This is a genomic window from Clostridium intestinale DSM 6191 (genome assembly GCF_900130055.1).
GTDB lineage: Bacteria > Bacillota > Clostridia > Clostridiales > Clostridiaceae > Clostridium_T > Clostridium_T intestinale.
On record NZ_FQXU01000003.1, the window covers coordinates 605,405 to 619,050 of the forward strand.

A 13,646-nucleotide genomic window follows, 5' to 3' on the forward strand; every position below is an offset into this window, starting at 1 on the left:
TTTGATATACGTATTAGTAAAAAATTTTCGGATTTAATTATGTCGAATTTTTCCGCTTTCTTACTAACCTTCCCTCTTGAGCACATATGATTTTGTTTGAAGGAAGTGTTGATTTTTCATTCTAAAGCTAAGGACATGCCTTCATTTGTTTGAACTTTACCCAAAAACTACTCTAAGAACCTTTTCTTCATCTCTCCTCTTGTCCCTGTGAATATTCCCTGTATACTTCACTCCTCTAAAATCTTCTACCCTTAACTGTTTTTCTCCTAAAACAAATCTCTTAAACAAACTAAAGGCTAAGTTATCTTCAATCATGAAAACCACAAACCAATTTATATAAAAACTTAAATATTTACTAGCAACATTATGAAAATTCTTAAGAAACAGCTTGAAAGCTCTACCTCTTTCATTTACTAAACGATTGGTAGCAACTGAATTCACCTTAAGTATATTTTTAAATCTATCAACGTTTCTTTCAGCTAAACTTATCTTTAAATTATTTTCTATAAAGAAAAAATAATAAGTAAAATTTCTAGGTGGTGCTAAGGAATTATATTCATCACTTAATATAGGTATTATGTGTTTTTTTAATATCTCCTTATTTATACTTTCCTTAGTTATTGGCTTCATATATTTCTTGTCAGATGTGTCTTTACAATTTAAAATTGTAATTTTACTTCTTTTACTTTTTATTAAACCACGACTACCTTTGAAACTCTCCTCTAATTTTATCTCTCCTATTTCTATATCACCAGCAAGCTTATCTTTCATTATTTGAGTTCCTATCACACTTAATATTTTGTGCCTCCATTGAAAGCTAGTTGAAAGGTTGATGTCTAAAATTTTAGCAATTTCTCTTAATGTTGCTCCAGATTTTATGCAAATCATATACTTTAGCCACATATCAATTGGCTTTTTAGTATAACTTATGGGAAGGCCCGTAACATCAGAAAATGTTCTTTTACAATCTTTGCATATATATCTTTGAATACCATTTTTAGCTCGTCCGTTTTTATTTATATGATTACTGCAGCAATACCTACATTCTTTCTTTGGACTAAAACTAATATTCTTTTTAGAAGCCTTTAATCTTTCATTATTGATTTCATCTTGAGCGGAATTATAGTTAAAAATCTCTCTCATTTTGTCTATGAGCTTTAGTAGTTCCTGATTCATATTTTTCATCTCCAACATTAAGTTTTATCTTAATTATTTACTTTATTTCAAATTTTTAACCATGTGTTTTATTTCATCAACATTTCTTTAGAACAAAACCATATGTGGTAAGAAACTTCTTTGGATACCTTTTCGACAAAAATAACTGCTTATATTGAAAATGATAGGAACGTATTGTATCTTTGAACATATTAAATAAAAGTATATTGTACTTTTTAGGCGAGCTTCATGAAATTATTGATTTAAATGCTAAGAGCTTCGTTATAAAAATAACTCATAACAAACTGCTATCAAAAGTGATAAAGTTTATTATGAGTTATCATTTTTTAATTAGAGACTTTTTCCAAAAGATTAAATAGTTTTTATAAACATTACCCTTTTGTAAATTATAATTTTATTATTTTAGTTGCTACATTTTTACAAAAAGCAATATCGTGTTCCACAAAAAGAATTGTTGGCTTATATTCAAGTAATAATTCTTCAATCTGCATACGCGAAATTACATCTATAAAGTTTAGAGGTTCATCCCAAATATATAAATGTGCTTTTTCACATAAACTTCTTGCAATCAATACCTTTTTCTTTTGCCCACCACTAAAATCTTCTATTTTCTTTTCAAACTGCTCTCTTGAAAAATCAAATTTTCTAAGAATAGATTTGAATAAACTCTCATCAATGCTATTTTCGTAGGCATACTCAGACAAATTTCCAACTAAAGTTGATGTATCTTGCGATACATATGAAATGACTAATTGATTGTTTTTTCGTATTACCCCAGTATGAGAAATATTTTCGCCATTAATTAATTTTAATATACTGGATTTCCCACTACCATTTTTACCTTGAATAGCTGCTCTTTCACCTTGTTCTATACTAAAGCTTATTCCTTCACAAACACTTTTATCATTATATTTAATTGAAACGTCTATAAGTTCAACTACTTTATTATCATGAAAGCTAAGTTGCGATATTTTCAAACTTTCATTAGATTCAATATTTTTAAGTAGTTTTGACTTTTCTTCTATCATATTTTGTTGTCTAGATTCTATATTTTTAGCACGTTTCATCATCTTGGCTGCCTTGTGCCCAATATATCCTCTATCTACTTTACTTCCAGAATTAGTGCTTCCAAACTTACTGCTTTCAACATTATCTGACCATGATGATGTACGTTTTGCTGCTTTTGAAAGTCTGCTTATATCCTTCTTTAGCTTTTCATTTTCTGCTAACTCAAATCCATCTTGTAGCTTTTTATTTTCCCACCAGGAAGTAAAATTTCCTTTTTGAATTTCAATATTAGTTTTATTAATAGCCAAAATATGATCAACACAATTATCTAAAAAAGCTCTATCGTGTGAAATCAAAATGAAACCTTTTTTTCTATTTAGATATTTACTTAGCTTTTTTCTAGCTTCTGAATCTAAATGATTTGTTGGTTCATCAATAAGTAGAAATGAATTTTCTTTCAAAAACATCCCAGCAAGTAATACTTTTGTTTGTTCACCATTTGATAGTGTGAAAAACGGTCTATATAAATCGTCAAAGTCCACTTCTAATAGCGATAGTTCTTTTTCTATTTCCCAATCCATTGAATTTGGGCTGATTTCTTTTATAACATCTATAGTAAAATTTTCTTTTTCCTTAACTTCATATGGAAAATACTCGAAATTAACGCTAGAAGAAATACTTCCTCTATACTCATATTTTCCGAGTAAAAGATTCATAAAGGTTGTTTTTCCACGGCCATTCCTGCCTGTAAAACCTAACTTCCAATCTGTATCAATTTGAAAATTAACATTTTCAAAAATATTATCGTAACTTCCCTCATAGCTAAAGGTAAGATTTGTAACATTTATTAAAGACATACTTCGTCCTCCTTTGTAATTAAATAGTGCAAATAACAAAGTCAGAACTTATGCCGACCTCGTTATTGCTCCATATAAACTTGATATTTCCTATCTGACTTTATATGGAGAATATCATGTGTTACAATAGTATCTTTCATATTTAAATCACCTCCTAATCTGCAAAATAAATAAGAGCTGCAAGAAATATTATTCTTACAGCTCATAAATACACTCAATTAAACTACTCTATGGTAGCATAAAATAACAGTATATATCTAAGAGAAAAAATAATAACTTTCTTGCAAATAAGTACAACAAAAACAAACAGACTTCTCTGTTAAATTTCTTATTTTAACGTACTTTAAAAATTAGCAAGAAAAATTAATCATTTTTTCACCTCAACTTTCATTTTTTTATATTATAGCATCAATAGTTTTAGAAAATCAACATAATTATTTTAAGGTTTTAAATTCATATCCTTTGTTCTTTAGGTCAGTAATTATATCTTGAAGTGCTTCTGCTGTACTTTCTTTACTATATGTATCATGCATTAGTAGAACAAGTTTTTCTTGTCCAACAAAAGTTTCACGATACCTATTTAAAAGCTGTTCTTTTGTTTTTCGGCTACCTTCAGCATCTCCTATTAATGCATTCCAATCTATGTACTTATATTTTTTTTCCTCAAGTTTATTATCAATCTCTTCTCTTCCGCCCCAAGAAGCATGTCCACCTGGAAATCTCACTACTCTAGTATTAAACTTATCTCCTAATACCTTCTTTATTGCATCATTCGTTTGCTCTAACTCTCCCATAAATGTATTAGCATCTATTTTCCCTTGGGGATAAAGTTTAGAATAGTTATGTGTATATGTGTGATTTGCTATAGCATGTCCTTGTTTATATATATCTAAAAGTATATTTTTTGTTTCAGGATTTTCTTCTAATTTATCACCTACAATAAAAAAGGTAGCTTTTATATTATTATCCTTTAGAATCTTTAAAATCTTTGGAGTAACAGTAGTTGATGGACCATCATCAAATGTCAAATATGCAATCTTTTTTCCATCTTGAATTTTTATGTTTTTAACTAAAAAATCTTGAATTTGCCCTGCATCAAAACTATTTTCATCCATATTTATATTATTTTTATTCTCAGAATCATCATCCTTATTATCCTCATCATTCTCTTTTTGCTCTGAATTATCACTACTGTTATCTGTTTCATTGTCTATAGATGCTTGTAGTATTTCATTTTTTTGTGTAGTTTTTTCTTCAGAGTATTTGTAGGTTATAAATGCTCCCAATATAATAATCAAACTACAAATAAATATCCCTATTTTCTTTCTTCGTTTATTAATATTATTTTTCCTCAAGTTAAACCTCCTTCTAACAAATACAATCTCTTCATATAAATTGTATGATGTTGTTGTATCATTAAATGTGTAACTTGTATCGAAGTTGTAAATTTTTTTACTTATATTTTAGCTATGCTATCCCTTACTAGAGCAACCATATCATCTTCAGCACCTAAACTAAAATTAAAAAATATACCTTGTCCCCCACCAGCACCTATTGCTGATACAAAAATATCGCTATCATGACCAACTACAGTTAAGCTTAAGCTTGCCCTATTTCCATTTCTCATAAAGTACTTATCATATACTCTAACTGCTACTTTCATACCGCTATAACTATAATTACTTTCATCTACTAGATTCATACTTATTCCACTACTACCTATGTCTTTCTCTAAATGTCTTACTATATCATTAAAATCGCCTTTTACTGCCTTCTCATATTTTGCCAAAACCCATCCTCCTTAATTGAACTTAATTCTCTATTTAATTATACAATATATTCTCAAAATTATGTTACTCCTGGTAAATTATTATTTAACTTTCATATATTATTTATCCAAATCTCTAGCATTATAGTATCACTATAAAAGTTGGTACATATAATTAAACTATAGAACTAATATGGAGATAGTTATGAAAAATTTATTAAGAAGAATTAGGAGAAAGCTTAGAAACAAGTTTAGTCGTAGTGACGTGATTAAAACTCCTAAAATTGTTGAGGTAAATTATACTTGGGCAACCCCTTTAAGTTACAATTTTAATCCTAACATGATAGTGTATCATCATACAGTGGATAACAATATGACACCTCAAAAAATAGATGAAATTCATAAACAAAGAGGCTGGAGTGGTATAGGTTATCACTTTTATATAAGAAAAGATGGTACTATATATAGAGGTAGACCTGAAAATGCAGTAGGTTCTCATGCCCCTGGAGTAAATGCTAGAGCTTTTGGGATTGCATCTGAAGGTAATTTTAATGAAGAGTATGTAACTCCTCAGCAAATGACTAGTCTTATAGCATTGTCAAGATACTTAATGAACAAATACAATATTACGGATTTAAAGAGGCATAAAGATGTACGACAAACAGAATGCCCTGGTAATAACTTCCCATTTGAAGAAATCAAAGCAAAACTAAATGTAAAATAAAAAGATAAGACGCACCGTTTAATTTGGTACGTCTTATTGTTATCTTTAAGATTATTTTATTGATTGCGGATAGTTAAATATATTTAGAGGATTATATTTTTCATTTATAAAATTCAATCTACAAGTATTTCCACCATAGTATTCTTTTTCGTAATTCTTAAGCGGACTATATTGAAAATTAATGAAAGATCCTTCTGTTATAGTTTTTAAATAGTTTAGCCTGTTTGCTACCCATCTTTTATTTACTTCTGCATATATAGAATCTTCCCAGACTGACTGTATTCCAATTATAAGATTTGAATCCCTGTAATAAAATGCTGTTTCATCTTTACCTTTATCTTTAACTGCTCCACCTAAGCCATAAAATGTTACTGCTGCATACACTGAGCCTTTAGGCTTTTCTTGAATTAGCGATGATAATTTTAGAAGTTGATCTTTTGAATATACTCTATCTTGAAATCTACCTGCTGATTTAAATTTTTCACTATCTGGATATCCAGCTTCAACTTCTTTTATAGCATTTAAAAAAGTTGTATATTGAAAATTAGGCTGAGCCTTTGGCAATTCTAGTAGTGGTTTTAAAATTTCCTTAAGCTCATCAATCTCTCCATAAAATAAACCTATAAAATAAGCTGCCACTCCTTCTTCTTCTGAATTATAGAAACTGGCTCTCATATTTACCCTTCTATCTAGGTTTTCATATAAATCTTGCATCGTCTCCATAATTTTTGCTTGTTCAAAGGAAGTTGTGCTTGGATAATATATGGTAAATAGAGTTACCATATTAAATTTAGGTGGCAAATTAAAAGTTAAGGAAGTTACTATACCCAAATTTCCTCCCCCAGCTCCCCTTAATGCCCAAAATAAGTCTTTATTACATTCTCTATTTGCAGTGAGTATTTTGCCTCTATAATCTACCATCTTAAACTCAACTACACTATCTATTCCTAGTCCAAATAATCTAGACGAAAGTCCCCAACCTCCACCTAAAGTATATGCAGCTACCCCAACAGTTGGGCAAGTACCGCCTGGGAATGGATATCCTCTTTTACCTACATAGTCATATAACTCACTATTTAAAACTCCGGGTTCAATTGTAACTATATTTTTAACTTCATCTATTTTTATCTTTTTCATTGTACTTACATCAATTACTATAAGTTTATTGCCAACAGAATATCCTTCATAATTGTGTCCACCAGAGCGTATTCTAAAATCATAGTTTTTTATAATGCAAAATTCAAGAGCACTTTTAACATCTTCTTTGCTTGTACAATACAATATAGCTATTGGGTATTTTTGTATGGCTCTATTCCATACTTGTCTATCTTCTTCATATTCTTTGTCATTAGGTGTTACTATTTCCCCATCAAATGACAAGTCTCTTGTTAATTTCATACTAATCATCCTTTGCTATATAGTTTCGACTATATTTTTCTACTACCAATATATGCATAGGACTCCGTAGAACACACACTATATTTTATATTTACTGCATTAAAATCTACATAATGCTCTTATTACTTTGTTACTTAAATCGCTATCAACTTTTATAACATCGATGTATTTTTCAAGATGAACCTTTAATTCATCATTATTCATAAAATGATGCACATGATTTGAATCATTATAGGCATAACCTAATGGCACTGAAATAAGTATATATCCTCCTGGTTTTATCCATTTTCTTAATCCCTCAAATATTGGACCTGGATATAAAATATGTTCAAACACATTGATTGACCAAGCAGAATCATACAAATCTTTTGGCACATCTTTAGTTATATCATTTAGAGTGAAACATAGTCTTTTTTTTACTTCATCAACTTCTTTATGTTTATAATAATTTGCTATATTAATTCCAATCTCACTTAAATCAATTCCATGAATAAACATACCTTTTCTAGCTAAATATATATCTAGGTTTCCAGAACCACATCCAAAATCTAATATTTTACCACTTATCTCTGGATATTTATCAAAACAAGAAAGTTCAAAATGATTTTCCCAAAAGGACATTTTTAAAGCTTCAGGATTATACTTTAATCTATCTATAAAACCCCTATCATTTATGTTGTTTTTACTCGCTCCTGCTTCAATAATTCTACGTACTTCTTTAAACTCTTTATTCGTACAATTTTCATTAATTATCGAATAATTTTCATCATTAATATAATTATAAATTTTGTTACAAATATCAATCCAATTAAAATTACTATAAGCAAATTTTTGAATTTCTTCACAGTTATTCTTTAAACGTTCTTCATCCTGAGCATATTTAACTATTAACTTTGATAATTCCTCTATTTGATCAACTCCAAATATATCACCATATTTCCTATTATCTGTAACATCTAAAGCAGGAAGAACATTAGATGACAATAAAAAACATCCATTTTTAGCTGCTTCAACATATACTATCCCAAAGCTTTCACTTCGTGAAGTTAAACAGAATATTTTAGCCTTTCTATACTCTTCTTCAAGTTCTTTTTTACTAACTATTTCTCCAGTGAATATGATCCTGTCTTTTAAAGTCGGATTATCTAGAAAAAATTGATCTATATATGGATTAAATGTATTAAGTACAGGTCCAATAATTTTAAGTTTCCAATTCTTAATTTTATCTTCAGCTAACTTAAAAGCTTCCATTAAAATTTCATTAGCTTTTAAATATAATCCGATTCTTCCAACAGTAATAATAAAATTTTCTTTTTCTTCATAGTTAACTTTTTTAGTTTCAAAAAAGTCATAAAACCCATTAGGAATATATTCAACCTTAACTTCCAAATCTCTTTTTAAAAAATCATAGAGATATTTTGTTTCAACTGTAATTAATGAGCATTTTTTCAGAATATCAATTTTACTATCAGAGAATTCTTCATAAGTAATATACATATTAGCATCTAACTTCAGATAAACCTTTCCTTGTGGATTCAACTTTTTAAATAACTTTATCCAATTTAAGCTTCTAGCGTTTAAATGAAATAAATGTAAAACATCAATTTTCTCAGCATTATCTATTAAATAATACATACCATCTACTTCTGGGTCACCTTTTACTTTTTCAAGAAATTCTATATTAAATCCTAATAACTCTTTTTCAAGATATGGATAACTACCATTATTATAGGCTACTATTTTGGAATCATAATTATAGTGTTTTCCCATTACATATGCTATCATCCCTACATCTTTAGTTAAGTGCGAATTATCTGTTTCTGGGAATAAAGTTACAAAAGTTTCTTTTTTAGTGGCTTTATTTAATACTTCACTCATTTACTATCACCTTTTTATACTATTTTAGTTATTACTATTCTAAAAAATTAATCTTTAGAATAACATTGTAGTTAAAATGTTAAAGACACTTTAAAGATAATTGACCATTGAATTTATGTTGAGTTTTTGGTAATATATTTCAATACACCTATACTTTTTCTGGAGGATAAAAATATGAAAAGCAAAGGTTTACTAAAGAAAGTTTTAGCTATTTCATGTGCAAGCTTAATTCTTATTTTAAGTGGTTGTACAAAAACACCAAGTGATAACGCTACATCTTCAAAGGCAATGGCTGATTATAAAAGTAAATATGAAGGTAAAAAACCAATTGTAACTATTGAGATGGAAGATGGGTCAAAAATAACAGCTGAGCTATATCCTAATATAGCACCTCAAACCGTTGATAATTTTGTAGATTTAATTCAGAGTGGTTTTTATGATGGTTTAATATTTCATAGAGTAATTCCTGGATTTATGATTCAAGGGGGAGATCCTAAAGGTAATGGAACTGGCGGTTCTGAAAAAACTATTCCTGGAGAATTTAGCTATAATGGATTTGAAAATAAATTAAAGCATACTAGAGGTGTTCTCTCTATGGCAAGATCTCAAGCAGTTGATTCAGCAAGCTCTCAATTCTTTATTATGGTTAAAGATACTGACAGTCTTGATGGAAAATATGCTTCTTTTGGTAAAGTAACTGATGGTATGGATGCCGTAGACAAAATAGTTAGTGAAAAGAGAGATTCTAACGACAAACCACTAACAGATCAAAAAATGAAAAAAGTTACTGTAGATATAAAATAACTTTAAATAGACAAAAGGCTTTGATAAAATCAATTATCAAAGCCTTTGTTTACTTATATAAATAGATTGATATTCGATTCTGAAGCTTCTCCTAGGTAATAACCTACTCCTCCAAAATTAACTCCATCTATTAGTTCTTTATCTTTTATTCCCATTATGTCCATAGACATTGTACATGCAACTATATTCACTCCATTATCCATAGCAGCTTTCATAAGTTCTTCTAGTGACTGTACATTTTTCTTTTGCATTATTCCTCTAATCATCTTAGCCCCAATGCCGCCCATATTCATTTTCGATAAGGTAAGCTTTTCAGAACCTCTTGGCATCATGAAACCAAATGCTTTTTCGATTATATTCTTTTTGACTTGTATATTTTCATTTTTTCTTAAAATATTTAAGCCCCAGAAGGTGAAAAACATTGTTACCTTTTTGCCCATAGCTGCTGCACCATTAGCTATAATAAATGATGCTATCGCCTTATCTAAATCACCTGAAAAAACTACCATTGTCTGAGAGTTATCAAGTTTAACTGAACTCTCCAATATATCAACATTTTCTACATTACTTTTAGACTTTTTTTTTATTTCAGCGTAGATTATTCCACAGCTTTTATCTAAAGACATTAATTCATTTCCTGTATTTTTACACCAAGATTTAATATCTTCATAAAATCCTGGATCTGAAGCCTTTACCTTTAATACATCTCCAATATTTAAGGTGTCTATTTTAGCTTTAACTTGCATTAATGGTCCTGGACAACATAATCCGCATGCATCTAACTCTATTGAGTTTATATCCACAGCTACTTCTTCTTTTTGAATATCTGTATTTAAATTACTTTGTTTACTGATTTTTTTTGCAATATATTTTGATTGGATATATGTCTTATATCCACCAGATAAATTTTTAACCTTAAATCCGTTTTGAGTTAAAATTCTAGATGCAATATGCCCTCTTAGTCCTACAGCGCAATATACAATTATTTCTTTATCTTTAGGTAATTCATTCATTCTACTTCTAAGAGAATTTAAAGGAATATTTATAGATCCTTCTATAGAACCACTTTCAACTTCAATAGTTTCTCTAATATCTAATAATGTGCTGCTTTCACTATTATATTCATTTAATTCATTCACCGAGATTATATCTGTAGTTCCATTTAAATAATTTTCAGCTACAAATCCTACCATATTTTGTGGAGATTTTGCCGATAAAAATGGTGGTGCATATGCTAGTTCTAATTCTACTAAATCCTCAACGGTTCCATTAAGCTTAATAACTGAGGCTATTACATCTATAAATTTATCAACACCTTCGTATCCAAAAGCTTGAGCACCTAAAACCTTACCATCTTTATTAAAAATTAATTTTATTGATATTTGTTTTGCTCCAGGATAATAACTTGCATGAGACATAGGATGTATATATGCTGTTTTATAGTCAACTCCTAGTCTTTTTAATGTTCTTTCATTATTTCCTGTTGAAGCTCCTACTAAATCAAATATTTTTAATATAGATGTTCCTTGTGTTCCTTTATAAGCTACCTTTCTTCCAGCTATATTGTCAGCTGCAATTCTGCCTTGTCTATTAGCTGGTCCTGCTAGAGGAATAGCGACATCTTCTCCTGACACATAATCCTTAACTAATATTGCATCCCCAACAGCATAAACATCAGATGCAGATGTTCTCATATACTCATCCACTATAATATGACCTCTTGCACCTAATTCAATGTTAGTATTCCTAATAAATGAAGTATCAGGAGCCACACCTATAGCCAAAATTACTATGTCAGATTCAACAAAACTTCCATCTTTTAAATGAACTTCTATTAAATCATTATTATCTTTAAAACTATCAACTCCATTATTTAAAATCAATGATACATCTCTATCATTTAACTCTTTTTCTGCAATAGTTACCATTTCAGAATCAAAAGGTGCTAATATATGTGGAGCAGCTTCTATTAAAGTGACATCTAATCCTCTTTCTTTAAGATTTTCAGCCATCTCAATTCCTATAAAACCTCCACCTATTATAACAGCACTTTTTATACCTTTTTCATCAACAACTTTTTTAATTTTATCTGTATCTGGTACGTTTCTTAAAGTGTATATCTTAGGGCTATCTATTCCTTTAATAGGTGGTTTAATTGGTTTTGCTCCAGGTGATAATATTAAATAGTCATAGCTTTCCTCATATTCTCCTTTTTCTAAGGAGTTAACTTTAACAACCTTTCTATCTGTATCTATTGACACAACATCAGAATTTACTCTTACATCAACATTAAACCTATCATTTATACTTTTAGGTGTTTGAACCAAAAGTTTTTCTCTTTCCTTTATTTCTCCTCCAATATAGTACGGAAGTCCGCAATTAGCAAAACTTACGTATTCTCCTCTTTCAAACATTATTATCTCTAAATTTTCATCTAATCTTCTTAATCTAGTAGCAGCTGAAGCTCCGCCTGCTACACCACCAACAATTATTACTTTTTTCATACAGAACTCCTCCTATATTTATAATGTTTTTATATAAAACATCTTAAATTCTTAAATATCTTACTTTTATATTAAAGCCTATAGGTAAATATAGTCTGTGACTTAATCACACTTAAAACTAAAAAAGACCCATCTCTTTAAGATAAGTCCTTTTACATTAATATACTATTATAATGTTGTAGGAAGATTGTATTTAACCATTTCCATGCAATCTATATTATTTTCCAATGTATCTGTAACTATTTTAATTGGAGTACTAAAAATGGTCATATAATCAAACTCATTAAATTCTTTACGTATTTCAAATGCTAATTTTTCTTCTGTTATTAGAAACTGAGCATCAACCCCATTTTTGTTTCCACGTGCATCTAACCTTATCCATTTATTTAAACTTGAAATAAAAACCGCATTTAATCCATGAATACAATAACCTGTTTCTGGAGTATCCCCAAGCGTTAGTCTTTGATAACAAAAACCTACAGGAATGTTTTCATTTCTTAGTAGTGCAGCTAGTAACATTGATTTTGCATAACAAATACCCTCTTTATATATAAGAACTTCTGAAGCGACTCTTGTAACTCTTGTGCTTTTAATATCCCAAGAATGAGAAATCTCATCCCTAACGTACTCAAAGGCAGTCCTTATTTTCTGAATATCATCTGAACTTTCTTTAAATAGCTCTTTTGCTTTATTTTTAATAACTTCATTATCAAAGTCAACGTATTTATTAACCTTTAAATAATCTAATAAATTTTCACTATCTAATATAAACAAATTGTTCCTCCATGTTAAATCTATTTTTAAATAACTATATTATAATGAATTTCACTTAATATATATATATGTTAATAACACTATTATTTAAAAAACCCTTTCTTATTGATTTATTTAAATTTTATTTATATTAGTTTTTAGAATTATTGCTAAATTTTGAGTTTAAGTTTTTATTTTTAATCATCATTTACGAGTATTTCTTATGCACTTTATTTTTCTAAATCAGGATATTTTAAACCAAATATAAATACCTCAATTTATGTATACACCATTTGGCACTTAATGTTATAATTATCATATTATTTACAATTAATTTTTACTTATGAGAGGACTGTATAAAAATATGCTTATTGAAAGAAACGCTAAAATTGATATTAATGAATTAAATGACTTATTGAAAACTATTGGTTGGGGAATAAGTTTACCTAAAAAGCTAGAAGATTCTCTAAACTTATCTTGGGGTTGGATCACTGTTCGAGATGATTTAAATAATCTTATTGGATTTGTTCAAGTGCTTTCTGATGGTATAAAACATGCTTATATTTTAAGGTTGCTTGTACATAAAGATTATCAAGGTAAAGGAATTGGTACAAGCTTAATGAAAAACTTGATGGAACTTCTTGATGAAAATAACTTAAGTCCTGTTTTGTTAACAAAACCTTCTGAGGAATCTTTTTACTCTAAATTTGGATTATCCAGAAGCAATAATGGATTTATCTCACTTTTTAAGTGGTAATTTTAATTTTTAGCATACA

At 28.8% G+C, this 13,646-nt stretch carries 11 protein-coding genes; 3 read left to right on the forward strand and 8 right to left on the reverse strand.

The genetic code is table 11. The features are described 5' to 3' along the window. Positions 1-156: 156 nt before the first annotated feature. From BUA92_RS03265 to BUA92_RS03280, 4 genes are all read right to left on the reverse strand, one after another. The gene (locus BUA92_RS03265; protein ID WP_073016662.1) at positions 157-1,176 is read right to left on the reverse strand and encodes an IS1/IS1595 family N-terminal zinc-binding domain-containing protein; all 1,020 of its coding nucleotides are present in this window, start codon (positions 1,174-1,176) and stop codon (positions 157-159) included. Between the two features lie 386 nt (positions 1,177-1,562). Further along, positions 1,563-3,041, reverse strand: coding sequence for an Lsa family ABC-F type ribosomal protection protein (locus BUA92_RS03270; protein WP_073016664.1), 1,479 nt, complete (start codon positions 3,039-3,041; stop codon positions 1,563-1,565). Between the two features lie 434 nt (positions 3,042-3,475). Further along, a complete protein-coding gene (locus BUA92_RS03275; protein WP_083553384.1) occupies positions 3,476-4,396 on the reverse strand; it encodes a polysaccharide deacetylase family protein in 921 nt (306 codons plus the stop codon). A 101-nt stretch (positions 4,397-4,497) separates the two neighbouring features. Further along, the gene (locus tag BUA92_RS03280) at positions 4,498-4,830 is read right to left on the reverse strand and encodes a DUF6054 family protein (RefSeq protein ID WP_073016668.1); all 333 of its coding nucleotides are present in this window, start codon (positions 4,828-4,830) and stop codon (positions 4,498-4,500) included. 184 nt (positions 4,831-5,014) lie between these two features. Here BUA92_RS03280 and BUA92_RS03285 point away from each other — a divergent pair, with 184 nt between their 5' ends. Then, complete coding sequence (locus BUA92_RS03285; RefSeq protein WP_021801766.1) at positions 5,015-5,533, forward strand: peptidoglycan recognition protein family protein; 519 nt, start codon at positions 5,015-5,017, stop codon at positions 5,531-5,533. A 51-nt stretch (positions 5,534-5,584) separates the two neighbouring features. On the opposite strand, the gene BUA92_RS03290 is transcribed toward BUA92_RS03285, so the two are convergent. Further along, entirely contained in the window at positions 5,585-6,931 is a 1,347-nt protein-coding gene (locus BUA92_RS03290) for an FAD-binding oxidoreductase (protein ID WP_073016670.1), read from the reverse strand. Between the two features lie 99 nt (positions 6,932-7,030). After that, positions 7,031-8,809 (reverse strand): glycosyltransferase, encoded by a 1,779-nt coding sequence (locus tag BUA92_RS03295; RefSeq protein WP_073016672.1) that lies wholly within the window; start codon positions 8,807-8,809, stop codon positions 7,031-7,033. Between the two features lie 174 nt (positions 8,810-8,983). Here BUA92_RS03295 and BUA92_RS03300 point away from each other — a divergent pair, with 174 nt between their 5' ends. Further along, complete coding sequence (locus BUA92_RS03300) at positions 8,984-9,613, forward strand: peptidylprolyl isomerase (protein ID WP_073016674.1); 630 nt, start codon at positions 8,984-8,986, stop codon at positions 9,611-9,613. Positions 9,614-9,666: 53 nt separating this feature from the next. On the opposite strand, the gene BUA92_RS03305 is transcribed toward BUA92_RS03300, so the two are convergent. Beyond that, positions 9,667-12,117, reverse strand: coding sequence for a DsrE/DsrF/DrsH-like family protein (locus tag BUA92_RS03305; protein ID WP_073016676.1), 2,451 nt, complete (start codon positions 12,115-12,117; stop codon positions 9,667-9,669). Positions 12,118-12,285: 168 nt separating this feature from the next. Further along, positions 12,286-12,891 carry a transglutaminase-like domain-containing protein gene (locus BUA92_RS03310; protein WP_073016679.1) on the reverse strand — a complete coding sequence of 202 codons (606 nt, stop codon included), beginning with the start codon at positions 12,889-12,891 and terminating at the stop codon, positions 12,286-12,288. A gap of 322 nt (positions 12,892-13,213) precedes the next feature. On the opposite strand from BUA92_RS03310, the gene BUA92_RS03315 reads away from it, so the two are divergent. Next, positions 13,214-13,627: a GNAT family N-acetyltransferase gene (locus BUA92_RS03315; RefSeq protein WP_073016681.1), complete on the forward strand. Its 414-nt coding sequence runs from the start codon at positions 13,214-13,216 to the stop codon at positions 13,625-13,627. Positions 13,628-13,646 lie beyond the last annotated feature (19 nt).